Source organism: Staphylococcus parequorum, assembly GCF_039237145.1.
Classification (GTDB): domain Bacteria; phylum Bacillota; class Bacilli; order Staphylococcales; family Staphylococcaceae; genus Staphylococcus; species Staphylococcus equorum_A.
Window position 1 is genome coordinate 1,896,385 of the sequence record NZ_CP150682.1, and the last position, 15,586, is coordinate 1,911,970.

Consider the following 15,586-nt stretch of genomic DNA (forward strand, 5'->3'; position numbering starts at 1 on the left):
ATGTATTTATGCCCCAGCCTCTACAAACTATTGAATTAACGTGCTTTTAAGCTTTTTATATTTATATAACATTGCTAAACGCCAAGGAACAATCATAGAAAAACCAAGTAAGAAAAACATGCCACCAATTTCTCCTGGGTCTATTTTATTGCTAATAAATATTTTAAGTAATGTACGTATTAACAGTAGTGAAATAAGAATGATAGGGAAAGCTTTAGAGCGTTTCATATATATTTCACTGCCCTGAGTTTCAAATTTAGATGTCCATATTAAAATTGTAGAAAACGCTATACCTAAAATAATACATTCTACAATTTCAAGACCAGTTAATCTAAAATATGGAACAACGTACATTAAAGCACCTGTTGCCATAAAAAATGGTGGTAATATAATTTTCTTTTCATTAACTGGAAAATTTTGCGCTTTCATTCGCACAAAGATAGCACCTAGTCCCATTATAAAAGCGAAAATTATAGAAATTACTAAATATAACACACTTACACCTTCTTTAAATTTCTATAAGATGATATTTACTTTCGATAGTATATCACTTAACAAAATATTAATCAGTATTTTTAATTCGTTTTCCACTATTTTCTCGTTTCTAACATTACATAGTATATATTAGCATTTTTAAATTAAGTAAATAACAACTATCAATATCTTTTCCCTCTATAAATAATAAATTTCTTATACTAAATATGCTTAACATCTATGCGAATAATATAATTTTTTCTATTGTTTTATTCTTGGGAAAGTGAAGTGCTATGACTAAAGCTTTGTGAGACTAAAAAATCTAAAACATACACCATAAAAAATGCCAACAAAGTCTTTAAGACTTTGTCGACAATGTGAATGAACCTTGGTAAAGGTTTATTCTATCATTTTTGCTCTATTGCACATGTGAATTAACACATGCTGATAATGCATCATTTAGTGTATATCTAAGATAATTCATATCATGAATTTGCATTGCGTTATGATATTTCTTAAAAGCTTCATCGTTCGGAAAGTTAATGTGCATATTAGCTAGTCGATCTAATACTTCTCTGTCTTCCATGTCATAAGCATCCTTCACTTATCGATACCTCCCTTATATATACACAATTATAACAAAAATCATATCACAATCAAATGTTTTCTGAATATTTGAAATATAAAGTTCACATTTTAATTATTGAATACTTTAGGGTTCGCGACATAAACATCTTGATAAAACTATCATTCACTTTGAAAATATTTAATATGGCTAAGGATTTAATGATTTAATCTTATTGTTAAAAAATAAAGGTTCAAACCAATTCACTTATTGGCTCGAACCCTTTATAGAACATTATTTTGTTTTTTTCATTTGATCTTGTTGATTTTTGTTCATCATTGTCATCATTTGATACGAACAGTCAAAAATAGCGTAACAATGGCGTTTTTGTTTATATTTGTTAAAGTCTATAAACCCCGTCATGACGGCAAAGTAAAATATACTTTAACCTTTTGGTTGCCAATCTGTTGCCACTGAATATTAAATATCACGCTTTTATATGTTCGTATAAATATTTTTAAAACAGAACGTATATTCTTGTTTTTACGAAAAATAACGTAAACCGTTATGAATAATCAGTAGATAACGATAAAAAGAAAACAATTATAAAAGTTGCTGTCGGTAATCCAAAAAATATAATGCCGGCTATAACTTGCATAATATTGTTTTCTATCGCCATTAATGGCGTAACTGCATACATAACGACAAACAACATTATCAAAGTAACTATAATTGCCATAACTAAACTAATACCAATTTGCGACAATATACCACCTATCACAAACATCACTTACACCCCTTTTAAAGTCATTCCTTCTTTTTACCATATAATGGAAGGAACACGAAATTATTAACGTATTTGATATGTATAAATGCAATACACTCAATATATCAAAAATTAATAATTCATGCGCTACCTACTAAGTGATTTACCGAAATTATTTTAATTCCGGGTACTTGTTGGCGTAATTGTATAAAACAACGATTTTACCAAATCTCAAATTATTTATTTTCGCTTTGTCGTTTCTTAATCTACTTATTATGCCTCTATCTACGCCGGTATCAACTTGAATTTTATTTGCCGTTATATCAGAATCTAACAATCGTTGCACTTTATCATACATCTGTTGCGGTACATCGTTTGCGTTGTTTGTCATGCTGTTTCCTCCTTTGCATATCGTCCTATTCGTTTATGTTTTCTTTTGCTAATCTGATAAGTGAATTTTTGCTTTTTCAGTTCCAAACATTCCGGAAGATACTTCCATTTTCAACTTATCTGATTGAGCTGTTTTTTGTGATACATCGAACACGACTTTGCCTGTTTTTTCATTGCTAGGGTTGAGCTGTTCTAAAAAGAAACCTATATCGCTTGGGTTGGCATCTGTTGATGCTGTAGCGTCTGCTGTGTTTGTTGCGCCCTCATTTAGTAACTTAAACAAGTTAGTATCAATCGTGATTGATTCATCGCCGTTATTCTTGACTGTCACATCTGCTACAATATACTTGCCGTCTGCCGTACTTGATACATATTGATTGCCTACTGTGTCTGCATTTTCAACACTGTTGACCGTATATTCTAGGTCGCCGACTTTGACTTTCTCGCCAATTGCAAACTCTTGTTCTGCATCTTTGCTTGAATCTGATTTACCACCCGACTCGCTACCCGACTCGCTACCACCTATAGTCGCGAAAATAGCCACAATAACAATAATTCCTACAAATACAAAACCTAAACAACCTAAACTTCCAAAAATTACTTTTTTCATGATAATTCCTCTTTTCTATAATTTTTATTTGTTTCTGAAAATGCGTACTATTCGTTTATGTTTTCTTTTAAGTATTCGGCATCAAGATTTAACTTTTTAGCCAATTTCTTAATAACAATACGTTCTTCGTTCGTCTGCTTTTTAGTAACACCACCGCTAAAATTCGTTGATTTAGTCATGTCACTGCTAACCTTTGCTAATCTGATAAGTAAATTTTCAATTTCTCTGTTATCCAACTTCAATACCTCCTGTATTTCTGTCTAGGAAAGCGACAACACTATCAATATCAAAGTTGAAATCAGTGTAACGCTCTGAAGTGTCTAGTCCCGATAGGCTCGCATTGCCCTCAAAGCCTTTGTATTCGATAAAGTCCACCCAACCATAGCGAACGGTTTCAAGTTGTACAGTGCCTCTCATATCGTCGCTGTAGTCGTCTGTGTGCCATTCGTCCATTCTCAAGTTACGCCCTTTATAAGTAAATTCTGTCATGTTATTTCGCCTCCAACTTTTCTGTTACTTCTTTTAGATACTTAACTACTTCCGTTTGCTTTGCTAATCTTACACGTTTTATGTCTGATGTTTCAGTGTATACCGAGTAATATTTCTTGTAGTCTTTTACTTCGACTACATTACCTCTAATATTAATCTGAATGAGCTTTTGTTCTGATGTCGTTATTTTAACTTTATACTCATACCCGTTTTGTTCTGCAAATTTGATTAAAGTGTTCATGTTATTTCCTCCTAGAAATTTAAAAATGGTAAATCATGGATCAATTTTTTAGATTAGGGGGCTTACACCCCCTGTTTTATTTAGTTAAACACTTTTTTATCTGTTCTTCTTTTACTTCGATTTCTTTTCTCAATTTCTCAATTTCTTTTTGGTCTGTCGTTTCCGTTATTTTTCTTTCAAGTTTCTTGATAGCCGACCTTTTAAGTCTAACAAGTCCACTACCTTCCGAACGATTATCTTTTCTTTGTTCAAGTAGTCCGTTGTCTTTCAAGTTGTTAATCATTGTTTTACGTTTATCAATTTTTAAACCATGTGCTGATTTTTTCATAGCTTAATTCCTCCTTTAGTTTTTAGATTAGAGGGCTTACGCCCCCTGTATGCTTTACTGAAATTGTTCTAGTCTGTTGTGTACTTCTACTAAATCTACACTTTCTAAATCGTAATCTTGACTGTTCATCGTATCTTCATCGTAAAGCATTTCAAATACTTGTTCGTCGATGTTTAACATCTGTTTTAAAATCTCTTTGTAACTTCCGAATACTGGTAAACCTTCCAATCTTTCTTGTACGTTGTTTTCTGCTTTCTTAAACATATCTTGTAAATTATTCATTTGGTTTTCCTCCTAGTTTATATGTAGAGGGCTTTCGCCCTCTGTGTTTTACAATACTGTGTGTTTTCTGTAACGTTGACCGGCTATGTCTTTGTCATTTGTCATAGCTTGTAACAAACCTTTTTTCGTTTTGTAAGTTTTAACTAATTTTTCATTTTCAATTTGTTCTTGTTCCATTTCTTCCAAAGTTGTTTCTTCTTCGATAAAGATATATGATTCGTAAATCTCAAAGTATGTAGTACCTTCTTCTTCTTGCTCTTGGTAATTAACTAAGGTAATGTTTGTGTGTTCTTCGCCTTCTAGTTGCAAATATGCTTTAGCCTGTGTAAGTATATCTTGATTTTCTTGCTTAGTGTAATTTGATAAGTTTTTTAGTTTCATAATTTGTTCCCTCCCTGTTTTCTAGTACAATACTAATATATCATAAGTGTTGTTAAAGAACAACACTTATTTTAAAATTTTTTACATAAAATCAATTTTTGCTGTATCTTCCAGTTGTTTCAAAGGCATTATCCAGTATTCAAAACTTTTTACGTCCATTTGATTTAATACGATGTCTTTGTATTCGTCTGATTTAACGCTAATCGCTTTTAATATTGCATTGTCGCTAATATCTAGGTTTGACGGATTGCGGTCGTGAAACGTGATTGTTTCGTTATTTTCGATTTGTTTAATCATTGGCGCCCATTTGTCTATTGCGTCGATTGATACAATTTCATCAAAAATATGTTCGCCTAACGCTAATTCCATTACTTCTTTTAATCCTTCTTCATATTGGTTCATTTTTTCTTTTACTAACATGTTTGTTACCTCCAAAATTTATTTGCTGTCTGTTGACTACATAAATAACTATATCACTTCTGTTGTTCTTTGACAACAGTTAAATTAAAATTTTTTAATTTTTTTCCTTCAACTGTTCCAACAAATCTTTTTTCTTTTGTTTACTAGATTCTAATTTATCTATTTCCAATTTTTTATCGTTCATAGATTCGCCGTTCGTAAATAATTCTATACATTCATCATAAAGTTTTGAAATTTCTCTACTATCTTGTTTAATACCTCTTACTAATTCGTGCATTAATTTTGCAACTTCTTGTTTAGTCATTTTTATTTCCACCTTTTTTATCTTTTGTCTGCTACAGTTATAATACTATCACTTTTGTTGTCCTTTGACAACACTTAAATTAAAAAAAGTGAGTAGGTTCAAGAAAACCTACCCACAATTCCAGTCTGGAGAACTGCCAAACATCTTAAAAACAGAATATCAACACAAATATTATATTAACACTATTCAATTCATTTTAAAAATCGAATGTAGTAAAAAACGACAATGTAATTAAAATGTTTCTACAACTCGTAAGCGTTCATACCATATCCAACCGTTGTTTGAAGATGAATAAACTCTTGCCCAACCGTCTAATATCTCGAATATATAAAATTGGTCGTAACCGGCACTGTAACTTTCATTTGTAAGGTGCCATTTGTATTTGCCTTTTTTACCTGTACGTTTAGTAATAGTAGCGCCGTAACTATCAATACGACCTCTAAAGTATGCACTATCAGACCAATTTAAGTCATCGGGTGGAATTGAACCAATCGCCAAATCACTTGGCACGTTATCATATGCGTTTACATCATCGTGTAACCCATTACCGCCACCCGGTTTGTAAATTTCGTTCATGCGTAATCTTTCATACCAAACGAAACCGTCGTTATCCGGCGAATAAACTCTTGCCCAACCGTCCCTAATTTCATAAATATATAAATCTTCATAACCGGCGTTGTAAGTTTCGTTAGTAACAACCATTACATTGTTGTGGTTTGGTCTACATATTGAAACGCCTTCGCTGTCTGCTGTTGCTCTAAAGTATGGTTGGTTAGACCAAGTTAATTTTTTAGGTGGTACATTGCCCACTTTAAGCGTTGCGCCTTTCTTAACTTCTTTAATTGGCGTTGGCGAAATGTCTGTTAAATCTACATTTTCATCTACGAAATCGGGAACAATGAAGTGTGTTAAACCTTCAAAATTATCAGTTCTTAATTTTGCCGGGCTATTTGCTAACGTGTCATAGTTTTGTTCTAAGATAACAAATGTTTCAGTGCCTCCGCTGTTGTCCCAAACTAAACCAGTATGACCCCATTTTTTATAAATGCCTTCGGTAAATACTGCAATTGAGGCGATAGGTGGCACATAATCCGGTGTGTTTTCAACAAGTTTCCAACCTTTAGGTAAAGCAACCCATGTTAAATCTTTTGCATTACCCCATATTCTGTAGCCGTTTGTTACATGGTCTGCATAATCAACAATTAAATCCATGCATTGAAAGGCAAATTTTTTATCAAAATCAACAAATAGACCTTTGAGGCTGTGCATGTACTCGATAGCCTCTTTGTAAGAAATATTTGTTTTAGGGCTTTCTGTTGGTTTTTCTTTCGTTGGTTCTGATAATTCTTTTGAAGGTTCGTTGTCGATTTCTTCATCTACGCCGTTAATATATTTAGCAATGATTTTATCTAAATTACTAACGTCACGACCATAACCGGCATGTTCTAATAGGTTGCCGGGGTCTACTTTACCTACTTGAATATCTTGGTGTCCCGGCACTTCCGTTTTGTAATCTATATTCCAATAGTTACATAGATAAGCTATAACACGTGCTAAATTGTCTAATGATTTTTGAGAACGTTTTTTATCTGTGAAATATGAACCTTCGGCACCAAACGCCCCGTCGTTAGCATCTACACCGTACATTTGATTATCAGCACTTGCACCATATAGTACATGCCATGCTTTTTCAGTAACCGGTATACATACCACACATTCTTTGTCGTCTACGAATATATGGGCGCTTGCCACGATAGACCAATCAATATTATATGAGTTCTTGTAATAGTTTATATTGTCTTGTGCTGTTGTATCTTTATTGCCTGTATCGTGTGCTACTGCGAATTTTGGTTTGCCTGTAGTTAAAGGTTGTCCGCTACGTCTTGTTCCAATTGGCAACCAGTCATAACGTACCGGAACGCCATTCCATTTTTCTTGTGCCATTTATAAAACCTCCATTAAATTTTCATATATAAAAACCGATTAAATGAATAACCGGTTAATCATTAATTATTTAATATTGCCCCCACCTTGTTTTTGGTGGTCGTCTTTTGTATTACCACTGCGTTGTTTACCTGTTTCCCATAATCCAGTAGCCATTAAACCACTAATAATACCACCTAAAATACGGGCGCCTACAGATAATTCAGAAAAGATTTCTGGAATGAATACGGAAACACCACCAATAACACCACCGATTACGATTGATATTAACGGTATAATATTTTTAGGTATTGCACCGGTTTGTTTTATGCCTTGTATAATTCCAATTGTTAATACTGATATGATTGTTGCGAAAGTTATAATTTGTTCCATTTATAAAAACCTCCAATTAATAAAATAAAAAACCGACTAAATTAATAGCCGGTTTGTTCGGTATTACTTTTTAGCAATCGCCGAACCAAAAACAAGTTAAAAATGAACCTAGTACGGTTACTTGTGGTAGTAGTTTGAACATAGTTTTTCACCTCCTTTAAAGGAAAAAATATTGGATAATGGCAATAGTTAACGGTATTAAAAAACTAAATACCATTCCCATAGTCCACCGCCTTGTATTTTTTATTTCTTTATTGGTTTTATCTCGTTCTTGTTTTTCAATTTTTTTGTTTTCTCTTTCTCTTACTAAATCATCGTTTACGTTATTCAAAGTAAATCGTAATTCTTGGTTAATTAACTTTTGGTCTGTTTGATTAGTATTGATTTCATCAAGTTTATTAGCTAATCTTTTGGAATCTTCAGTTTGTTCTTTGTGTTTAGCGTCCAATTTTTTATCTAAATCGTTGAAACTTTGTTCAATTTTCTTTTCTAAATTTTGGTCCGTTTTCTTTAATTCTCGGTCCGTTTGTTTTAACTCTTTAATATCTCTTTCTACTGCTCTTAATCGTGCGTCGTGTGATTCCAACGGATTAATTACCCTCCCGGTCAAATGTAGTGGGTAATGTAATTCTTTGTTACTGTTGTTTATTATGTTGTTTTACCGTCTGTGTTGTCTGTATTGTTTTCTGTTGTGGCATCATCTACATTTACGCCTTCTTTATCAAATAAAGTACGTGTTATATTTTCTTCGGCGTAATAAACAATGTTAGATTCTCCAAACATTTGGTTCATGCTATTTTGTAATTGGCACGCATTTTTTGCTTTTTCCGGCGTATCAAATTTATAAGCGTTGAAAGTTGTTGATGTACGTGAAAAGGCACTACCGTTATATACTTTTTGCATTGGGTATTCTTTACCTGTTTCATCGTCTTTCTCAACTAAATAAAATAATTGTTCTTTGCGTTCTAGCATAATTAATTCACTCCTAATAATTTTTGTATATTAAAAAAAGCTAACGATTTAATCGTTAACTTCTTGTGATTCGCTTAACTCTTTAAACTTTTCGTTTTGCTCTTGGATAATCGCTTTTAACATTGCGTTTTCTTTAGTTACTCGTGCGTTCTCGTCCACTAGGTAATTAACCATGTAGTCCGAATTAGGTTTGTGTTGTTGTGGTTGTTCACTTTGGTTATTTTGCATTATATCCACTCGCTTTCATTTGTATTTCATAATTGTAATAGACACTTTTACCTACTTGTCCTAGATGTTCTTCAACTGTAAGGTAGCATTGTAAATCTTCATTTAATTTATCACTGTGTAGAATAGTTAAATATTTTTTCTTGTTACTACCACTTGGCATTTCAACCATTCTTAGTGGCGTTAATGTTTCTTCAAAATATTCTCTAATATCTGTTTGTAAATTTGAAGGCGTTACACCACTAAAACTCATTGATTCTTCACTTTCTGTAGTACGATATATTTTATTAGTATAATCATCTACATACAAATGCTCTTGGTATTCATAACCCTCAAATTTATATGTTAAGATTCCTAGTTTTTGTAATTTATCCATTAATAATAGCCTCCAATGATTTTATTTTTCTTTCTAATTCATCATTTCTTTCAATTTGCTCTTTTAGTGCTTTAGTGTTTGTTGAAACCATTTCATATAAATCAATGGTATCAGTCCCTTTAATATGGTCCGGTGTTTCTCGTTCTAAAATAACCCCATGTTTTTTTATATCTTCGCCACGTTCTAAGTCCGAAATATAATTGTATTCATATAGTTTTGTGTCACGCAATGTTTGAGTTGCATCAATATTCCAATTTTCTATATTTGTTTTATATTTCTCAGAAGAATTGGGTTCAAGTGAACCATAGAAAGTGCGTGCTCTCACATTTTGATATTGCGTATCTCCACCATTCCACCAATTATTTGCTGTAATTCTTAATTCGTTATAACCTACACCAAAATAAACATCGGACCCACTGTGGTTGGCAAATGCGTAACTGTGATAAGTATTCAAACGCAATGCCTCTATATCTCTATAATTAGGGTCGCCACCGTTATAACCCATGATGTCGGTAACTCTTAACGAACCATTACTTTGTACACAAGCGTATAAATTGGTGTTTTTAGTTAGCCAATCGCCTTGAAAACCTTCGCCGTAAAAATAGCCACTTCCCATATCGCCATTATCATTTGTAGCGTAAACTACTGGTGCGCTTTTACTAAATCTGATACCGGACCCCATTTTGGTGCCGGAACCTGTTAAATTACCGTATAGTAATACGCCGTCTGTTGCGTCGGCTGTGGGATTGTCTTTAACATAATATTGAAATTCATTTACACCAACACGTGTATTTACGAACGGTCTAAGGTATACAGAATATTTATTACTACCAATGTTAACGGTATCGTCTGCCTCAATAACCATTCGGTTTGAATCAGCCCTTAATGCCACAACACCTAAACCGGATTGCAATGTCACACCACGTGCGCCACTATCGTATGTGTAATCAAAAAACTCTAGTGTCCCCGATGCGTTTCGTGGGTCGCCATCAAGATATGTTGAAACACCAAAATCAGATAAATAAATAGAACGGCTTAAATCATTATTTCTAAATCTTAAATGACCGTCTTTTAATCTTGTAAAAACTTCGTTGTAATCTGTTGAGCCTTGCCAAGTTCTTGTGTAACTACCATGTAATTCGATAGTGTCGTTTTCGATATTTAAGTATTGGTTGCTGTCGCCACCTCGAATACCTAAATTATTAACGTCAATATCCAAGCCTTCGGGCGATAAGTTTAAACGGTTAATAATGTTGTCTTGGTCTACTTTGTTATCTAAATCTTGTGCTACGACTTTAAAATCATCATTGACCGTAATATCTACGCTATCGCCTCTGATTGTCACACCGTCATTACCAACGTTAAAACTTGTTATCTTACCGTTTTCATCAAACGTATAAGTTAAACCGTTTGTCGTGTCTTGTGTGAGCGTTGAAACAACTTGCGATAATGTTTTATTACTTTCGTTAAACTCGGTTAAACTAACTCGGTCTTGTATTTGTTCGCCATTTTGTTGGATTGATGTTTCCATTTCGTTCAATCGTGTATCGGCTTGTTCCGGCGCCTCGTCGTAATCGCCGGCTTTATTACCTTCAACTAGCATTGCGTTTTTAATAACAAAGTCTTTTGTTGGGTCTGTCATTCCGGCAAGACCTTTATAAAGATACATCTTTTCACTTTTTGCTTGTGCTGTAAACGTTGCAATTACTTTATTATCTACGACCGATACATCTTTTCTCTCGCCTGCCGGGTCATATGGTAAATAACTTACTCGGTTTATCTGTTCCCCGGATAAATCATAAATTTCATAAGACAATGTGTATTCATCGCCAACGGTTAATGGTCTAGTAAGTTCATATTCAATATACCTATGAGTATCTTCCAAACCTATAAAATCATCACGTTCATTAGTGTTTAACATTAAGTTACGTGTACCGATGTTAAGATTCTGATATTCGGTTAACGTCACTCTATCATTAATTTCATCGCTTAATTGTTGGCGTTCTGTTTCGGCACTGTCTAATCGGTTAACAACATTTTCTTGGTCTGCTGTGTAGTCGCTAGTTGAAACCTTACTGTTGATTTCATCAGATTGTATGTTTAATTGTGCTGTATTATCTTCTACTCGTGATTCAACTTCGCCAAGCTGTTGTGTAACTGTTGTTTTATCAGCTTTTAAATCGATGCTATCTTTCATCAATGAAATTTCTGTGTTTTGTTCTTCGACTGTTGCGCCAATGCTACTAATATCATTTTTAAAATCTTCCGGTGCCGGTGTGTAATCTGTTTCTACCGTACCTTTTTCAAGTTTTAAATTAGTAATACGTATATTATCACTTTCTGATACTTCAACAGTTTGTGTTGTGTCTGTTGTTGTGCCGTCTGTTTGCTCTTGTGTGCCGTCGTTAACACTGCCTGTTGTATCTGTTGTTGTGTCATTTGTTGTTGTGTCATTTGTTGTTGTGTCATCTGTAGGCTCTTGAGTGCTTGTTGTATCGTCTGTTGTTGTTTCAGTTGTGTTTGTGTCTGTTGTTGTGTTTTGTTCGTCTGTGGTAGGCTGTGTGCTTTCTGTGGTGTTATCAGTATCGTTTTGCGTTGTATCATCAACAATTACGCTACCTCTAAACAAATTAGAATAGCCTATTAAATCATAATCGCCGGTTTTCATTTCAAACGTTTCTGAAATGTGTTCGGTATAACCGATTTCACGTGGCATTTCTTTTCTTGAACGCATTACATAATCGTTTGTCGCTCTATCAAAAAGAATTAATCCAGTAGATAACATTGTAGGTTCTAACTGTTGGTCTACGTCCGTTAATCCGATAACTTCAACATCGTATGAAATGGTATATTTTTCTGTAGGTTCCAATTTCTGATTGATATATTCGCTTAAATACAAATCTACGCCCCAACCGGAAAAATCAAAACCTTCTGTGCTTTCAATATATGATTTAACCAAACCGTTATATTGGTCTGCATAACTTACTAATAAGTTTCTAGCGCCTACTTCCAAACCGTTAACTTTTTCTTCCACGCTTGAAACACTAGCGCTTAATTCTTCTTTTGTTGCTTTAATATCGGTGTTAATCTTATCTACTAAATTATCGTTAAGCGTTTTTATTTCGCCGTCTACATAAGCATTAACGGTTGTTTTTAAATCGTTCAATTGCTCTTGGTTAGGTATATCAGCTAATAATTGACCTGTTTCACTGTTCCATTCCCCGTTTGGTAGTGTTTTTGCTACTTCGGTCATTGCATCATTAAATTTTTCTTCGGTGTATTGCTGTTGTAATAATTTTAAACGCTCGTCAATGCTTATTTTAGCGTTTTGTAGGCTATCATTTAGTTTTTGTAGGTTTTCCCTATAATCTTGAAACATTGCTTGTGTATCAATCAATTTGCCTATTGTAGCCGTATCTTTATCCATGCTATCTAAATTAGTTTTGATTTGATTAAATACAACGCTAACGCTGTCTAAATCTGTTTGTACTTGTTCTTTTAATTGCGTATCAACCAAATATTGACTATTTATTACATCGTATACATCAGTTTGTAGCATTGAGTGTTGTAACTGCAAATCTTCAAATGTGCTTACTAATTCATTATAAATTGTTTCTTCTCTCGTCATACCACCTAGTTGTTGTACGTCACTTGCTGTTTGGTTGTGCCATTCGCCGTTTCTGTATCTTCTTAATACTGCAACGTCCGGATTGCTTGTGTCGTACCATAACATGTCGTCAACGGGGTTTGTGGGTGGTTCGGGTTGCTTAACAATCTTTTGTTCGTAATATTTTTCTGTATATTCTGCTGTTTCTTGTAGTTGGGTATTAAGGTTTGTAATATCATCATTTAATTTTTCTCTTATTTCTTGTAAACGTTGTCTAAAGAATTGTGTCAAATCTTCTTCATTATATCTTATGACTTTACCAAATGAATAAACACTTTCTTTTCCTAGCAAGTCGTATTCTTCGCCGATAACCTCCGCCTCTAAATATAACGGTGGGTTAAAGTCTGTGTCCTTAACTCTAATTGTATCGCCGATTGATGTTGATTCATGTTGATGTAAATAATCAATATCTAACGATGAAATTTCATAGGTAACACTTGCTGTTTTAATTTTATCTAATTCGTTTTCGCCTAACGCTTTTAATCGACTTTCTGTTATATCACTGTCTTGCGATTCCGGTTTATATACGTCCCATATATAACGTTGAGGTAATCCGAATTGTTCTTGTGCTTGGTCGTCTGTAACGATAACCTCGGTTGTATTTCCGTTGTCATCTTCGGGACCTACAACCATTAAAGCCGTTTTAATTTCAGTGAAATCAATTTCTCTTGATAAACCTGTTAAATCTTTACCAAAAACAATTTCTTTACCTTTAAATAATCGTTTCGGTTTTTTCAATACGGCGTAACGATGTTCAACTTTATTTGAACCTAGTTCGATATAGAAATCTAATTCCATATCATAGGTAGTTTCAAGCTGTAATGCTACATCGTAAGGGGCTTTGTGTTCCGTCCATGTTGTTGTTTTTAAGCCGTTGTATTCTGTATCGGGTGCAACTTCCCAACCTGTATCACGTAACACCTCGGAAAGTGCTTGTGAAGTTGTCATATTTTCAAGTTTGCCCGGCACAAATGGTTTAGCTGTGCCAATATCTTCAAGATATGATGCGTTGGTTTGTATATCTGTCAAACCGTCCATATCGTCCGAAATACCAGTAATAATAAATTCCCTGTATTGACCGTCGCTGTCTTTGGTAATTACTCGGTTACGTTCTCTAAACTTTTCAGCTCGGCTTGAAAGAATAGTAAAATCAAATGTTTCTTTTTTATCTTTTTGTTGCCTGTCATGAACCGCCTCAAATAATGCCCCGTCATCTTCCGAAATAAAATCTATGATTTCGCCTTTAAAATTTAATAGATGAATCAATTAAACACCTCCATTCTTTTATAAATATCTATCTCGCCAAAATATCGATGTATCAAAAGTATCTTCGGGTAAAATGACTAATTCGTTTGTCCCACTTTCGATATTAAAGAAATCACTTGCAAAGGTTTTTTCTTGTAACATAGGTTCTTCATTAATGACTACAATATTATTTTCTGTGTCTACTCTAATGTCGTCCCCTTTTTGAATTATCATATCTCTAGCGCCTTTAGGTTTTTCCAATAATTCCCTATTGTACGTTCCTAAAATATAAATGTTAGCAAAATCGGTATTTTGATACCTAGCTTGATAAAGTGTGGTACTCGCTACTTTGCGTTGGTAAAAGTTTCCGGAATCGGTAAAGGTTTTTTCTCTTACTGCAATCGGTACTAATCTTTGTGGGTATGGCGTTTCGTCATACTTCCAACTTTTAACCGTAAACTCATTACCTTTTCTAGTTAAGGCGATATAAATAACAAAACTATCAAGACCTTGTATATACGGGTCATTATCAAAGTCATATATTTTCACTTGTTCGCCACTTTGATTAAATAAAGTAACAATAATTGTTCCTGTTCGTCTTGATTCACTTTTCTTAACATATCCGATTGATGCCAATAATCTATTATCTACATCATAAATAAATTGCGAAAATTTAGCCGTTCCTTTTTTCGTATTATTAAGTAGAATTTTAACCGTTGCCCTAAAATCTTGAACACTTTTTGAAAATGATTTTTTTAGACCGGCACCATTCCAACCGTTGTTTTCTAACGTATCTACATTTAGATATATACTATTGTTTGATGATGAACTTTGTAATTCGCCACCAGTGGTACCACCTAAATAATTATCGTTAATACTGCCACTACCTAATTCAATCCAATCTCTCATATCTCGCATTTCAGACGTTAATACGGGTGGGCTGTAATTATCTAACGGTTTATCTACATCATCATCGCCAACCATAAAAAATTCGTCACTATCGCCGTTATATCCTTTTGCAATCATAAAGTGACTACTAGGTTCTAAGGCTCTTGCCTGTATCTCGATTGGTGTGTTTTTATTACCGGCATTATATAACGTTGCTTGGTCTGATATAGCTGTTTGTTTGGTTCTTGTACTAGCGTATTTATAAGGGTCGATGCAAAGAAAATTAACTGTAGCTTTACCAAAATTAACAAAATAATCTTTATCAATTGCACCTTCTAATATCCCGTAATATATTCTGTCGGGTTCTCTAGCGAATTGTATCGGTTTTGGTTCGTCGGTTGTTAACCAGTCTGCCAAATCTTCGGCTACGTGTTCCAAACTTTCCCCAACTTCCAAACTATCAATTAATAAATTAACTTCGATTTTTCTAACTTTATCTCTTACAGATGTTAGGACGGTACCGGACCGTCCATTTACATCAGTAGTGTTAATTTCTCTATCTTGCCCCCAACTCGTTTTATAGTCGGTATAATAACAGTAATCTTTTTCAATACCATTAAATGAGAAATTACTCATTAGCAACCTCC

General features: G+C 33.8%; 21 protein-coding genes. All 21 read right to left on the reverse strand.

Going from position 1 to position 15,586, the window contains the following annotated elements; all coding sequences use genetic code 11:
* Positions 1 to 27 precede the first annotated feature (27 nt).
* The 21 genes from AAA453_RS09150 to AAA453_RS09250 all read right to left on the reverse strand — a co-directional run bounded on the left by AAA453_RS09150 (position 28) and on the right by AAA453_RS09250 (position 15,575).
* The gene (locus AAA453_RS09150; protein ID WP_002507699.1) at positions 28 to 495 is read right to left on the reverse strand and encodes a CcdC family protein; all 468 of its coding nucleotides are present in this window, start codon (positions 493 to 495) and stop codon (positions 28 to 30) included.
* A 397-nt stretch (positions 496 to 892) separates the two neighbouring features.
* Complete coding sequence (locus AAA453_RS09155) at positions 893 to 1,078, reverse strand: hypothetical protein (RefSeq protein ID WP_057512104.1); 186 nt, start codon at positions 1,076 to 1,078, stop codon at positions 893 to 895.
* Positions 1,079 to 1,604: 526 nt separating this feature from the next.
* Positions 1,605 to 1,826, reverse strand: a complete 222-nt coding sequence (locus AAA453_RS09160; RefSeq protein ID WP_423164729.1) for a hypothetical protein — start codon at positions 1,824 to 1,826, stop codon at positions 1,605 to 1,607.
* Positions 1,827 to 1,977: 151 nt separating this feature from the next.
* Positions 1,978 to 2,196, reverse strand: coding sequence for a hypothetical protein (locus tag AAA453_RS09165; protein ID WP_427704523.1), 219 nt, complete (start codon positions 2,194 to 2,196; stop codon positions 1,978 to 1,980).
* Between the two features lie 48 nt (positions 2,197 to 2,244).
* Positions 2,245 to 2,805 carry a DUF4352 domain-containing protein gene (locus tag AAA453_RS09170; protein ID WP_427704524.1) on the reverse strand — a complete coding sequence of 187 codons (561 nt, stop codon included), beginning with the start codon at positions 2,803 to 2,805 and terminating at the stop codon, positions 2,245 to 2,247.
* Positions 2,806 to 2,852: 47 nt separating this feature from the next.
* Positions 2,853 to 3,041 carry a hypothetical protein gene (locus tag AAA453_RS09175; protein WP_427704526.1) on the reverse strand — a complete coding sequence of 63 codons (189 nt, stop codon included), beginning with the start codon at positions 3,039 to 3,041 and terminating at the stop codon, positions 2,853 to 2,855.
* Positions 3,034 to 3,294 carry a hypothetical protein gene (locus AAA453_RS09180; protein ID WP_427704527.1) on the reverse strand — a complete coding sequence of 87 codons (261 nt, stop codon included), beginning with the start codon at positions 3,292 to 3,294 and terminating at the stop codon, positions 3,034 to 3,036. The genes AAA453_RS09175 and AAA453_RS09180 overlap by 8 nt, the downstream gene beginning before the upstream one ends.
* A gap of 1 nt (position 3,295) precedes the next feature.
* On the reverse strand, positions 3,296 to 3,535 hold the full coding sequence (locus AAA453_RS09185; RefSeq protein ID WP_427704529.1) for a hypothetical protein: 240 nt from the start codon (positions 3,533 to 3,535) through the stop codon (positions 3,296 to 3,298).
* Between the two features lie 76 nt (positions 3,536 to 3,611).
* Positions 3,612 to 3,863: a hypothetical protein gene (locus tag AAA453_RS09190; RefSeq protein ID WP_427704530.1), complete on the reverse strand. Its 252-nt coding sequence runs from the start codon at positions 3,861 to 3,863 to the stop codon at positions 3,612 to 3,614.
* A 54-nt stretch (positions 3,864 to 3,917) separates the two neighbouring features.
* On the reverse strand, positions 3,918 to 4,145 hold the full coding sequence (locus tag AAA453_RS09195; protein WP_423164727.1) for a hypothetical protein: 228 nt from the start codon (positions 4,143 to 4,145) through the stop codon (positions 3,918 to 3,920).
* Between the two features lie 48 nt (positions 4,146 to 4,193).
* Positions 4,194 to 4,526, reverse strand: a complete 333-nt coding sequence (locus AAA453_RS09200) for a hypothetical protein (protein ID WP_427704531.1) — start codon at positions 4,524 to 4,526, stop codon at positions 4,194 to 4,196.
* Positions 4,527 to 4,607: 81 nt separating this feature from the next.
* On the reverse strand, positions 4,608 to 4,946 hold the full coding sequence (locus AAA453_RS09205; RefSeq protein ID WP_427704532.1) for a hypothetical protein: 339 nt from the start codon (positions 4,944 to 4,946) through the stop codon (positions 4,608 to 4,610).
* Positions 4,947 to 5,040: 94 nt separating this feature from the next.
* Positions 5,041 to 5,250 carry a hypothetical protein gene (locus tag AAA453_RS09210; RefSeq protein ID WP_427704533.1) on the reverse strand — a complete coding sequence of 70 codons (210 nt, stop codon included), beginning with the start codon at positions 5,248 to 5,250 and terminating at the stop codon, positions 5,041 to 5,043.
* Positions 5,251 to 5,481: 231 nt separating this feature from the next.
* On the reverse strand, positions 5,482 to 7,194 hold the full coding sequence (locus AAA453_RS09215; protein WP_427704535.1) for a peptidoglycan recognition protein family protein: 1,713 nt from the start codon (positions 7,192 to 7,194) through the stop codon (positions 5,482 to 5,484).
* Between the two features lie 66 nt (positions 7,195 to 7,260).
* On the reverse strand, positions 7,261 to 7,566 hold the full coding sequence (locus AAA453_RS09220; RefSeq protein ID WP_427704536.1) for a holin: 306 nt from the start codon (positions 7,564 to 7,566) through the stop codon (positions 7,261 to 7,263).
* A gap of 157 nt (positions 7,567 to 7,723) precedes the next feature.
* Positions 7,724 to 8,152 (reverse strand): hypothetical protein, encoded by a 429-nt coding sequence (locus AAA453_RS09225; RefSeq protein ID WP_427704538.1) that lies wholly within the window; start codon positions 8,150 to 8,152, stop codon positions 7,724 to 7,726.
* A 62-nt stretch (positions 8,153 to 8,214) separates the two neighbouring features.
* Entirely contained in the window at positions 8,215 to 8,538 is a 324-nt protein-coding gene (locus tag AAA453_RS09230) for a hypothetical protein (protein ID WP_427704539.1), read from the reverse strand.
* 48 nt (positions 8,539 to 8,586) lie between these two features.
* A complete protein-coding gene (locus tag AAA453_RS09235; RefSeq protein WP_427704541.1) occupies positions 8,587 to 8,766 on the reverse strand; it encodes a hypothetical protein in 180 nt (59 codons plus the stop codon).
* Positions 8,756 to 9,139, reverse strand: a complete 384-nt coding sequence (locus AAA453_RS09240; RefSeq protein ID WP_285328999.1) for a hypothetical protein — start codon at positions 9,137 to 9,139, stop codon at positions 8,756 to 8,758. Before AAA453_RS09240 ends, AAA453_RS09235 begins: the two co-directional genes overlap by 11 nt.
* Positions 9,132 to 14,072 carry a phage tail spike protein gene (locus AAA453_RS09245; protein ID WP_427704543.1) on the reverse strand — a complete coding sequence of 1,647 codons (4,941 nt, stop codon included), beginning with the start codon at positions 14,070 to 14,072 and terminating at the stop codon, positions 9,132 to 9,134. The genes AAA453_RS09240 and AAA453_RS09245 overlap by 8 nt, the downstream gene beginning before the upstream one ends.
* 18 nt (positions 14,073 to 14,090) lie before the next feature.
* Entirely contained in the window at positions 14,091 to 15,575 is a 1,485-nt protein-coding gene (locus AAA453_RS09250; RefSeq protein ID WP_427704546.1) for a distal tail protein Dit, read from the reverse strand.
* Between the last annotated feature and the right edge of the window lie 11 nt (positions 15,576 to 15,586).

Coding starts and splice junctions, on each gene's coding strand:
- AAA453_RS09160 (WP_423164729.1), bottom strand. CDS start 1,826: ATGTTTGTGATAGGTGGTATATTGTCGCAAATTGGTATTAGTTTAGTT.
- AAA453_RS09165 (WP_427704523.1), bottom strand. CDS start 2,196: ATGACAAACAACGCAAACGATGTACCGCAACAGATGTATGATAAAGTG.
- AAA453_RS09170 (WP_427704524.1), bottom strand. CDS start 2,805: ATGAAAAAAGTAATTTTTGGAAGTTTAGGTTGTTTAGGTTTTGTATTT.
- AAA453_RS09180 (WP_427704527.1), bottom strand. CDS start 3,294: ATGACAGAATTTACTTATAAAGGGCGTAACTTGAGAATGGACGAATGG.
- AAA453_RS09185 (WP_427704529.1), bottom strand. CDS start 3,535: ATGAACACTTTAATCAAATTTGCAGAACAAAACGGGTATGAGTATAAA.
- AAA453_RS09190 (WP_427704530.1), bottom strand. CDS start 3,863: ATGAAAAAATCAGCACATGGTTTAAAAATTGATAAACGTAAAACAATG.
- AAA453_RS09195 (WP_423164727.1), bottom strand. CDS start 4,145: ATGAATAATTTACAAGATATGTTTAAGAAAGCAGAAAACAACGTACAA.
- AAA453_RS09200 (WP_427704531.1), bottom strand. CDS start 4,526: ATGAAACTAAAAAACTTATCAAATTACACTAAGCAAGAAAATCAAGAT.
- AAA453_RS09205 (WP_427704532.1), bottom strand. CDS start 4,946: ATGTTAGTAAAAGAAAAAATGAACCAATATGAAGAAGGATTAAAAGAA.
- AAA453_RS09210 (WP_427704533.1), bottom strand. CDS start 5,250: ATGACTAAACAAGAAGTTGCAAAATTAATGCACGAATTAGTAAGAGGT.
- AAA453_RS09215 (WP_427704535.1), bottom strand. CDS start 7,194: ATGGCACAAGAAAAATGGAATGGCGTTCCGGTACGTTATGACTGGTTG.
- AAA453_RS09220 (WP_427704536.1), bottom strand. CDS start 7,566: ATGGAACAAATTATAACTTTCGCAACAATCATATCAGTATTAACAATT.
- AAA453_RS09230 (WP_427704539.1), bottom strand. CDS start 8,538: ATGCTAGAACGCAAAGAACAATTATTTTATTTAGTTGAGAAAGACGAT.
- AAA453_RS09235 (WP_427704541.1), bottom strand. CDS start 8,766: ATGCAAAATAACCAAAGTGAACAACCACAACAACACAAACCTAATTCG.
- AAA453_RS09240 (WP_285328999.1), bottom strand. CDS start 9,139: ATGGATAAATTACAAAAACTAGGAATCTTAACATATAAATTTGAGGGT.
- AAA453_RS09250 (WP_427704546.1), bottom strand. CDS start 15,575: ATGAGTAATTTCTCATTTAATGGTATTGAAAAAGATTACTGTTATTAT.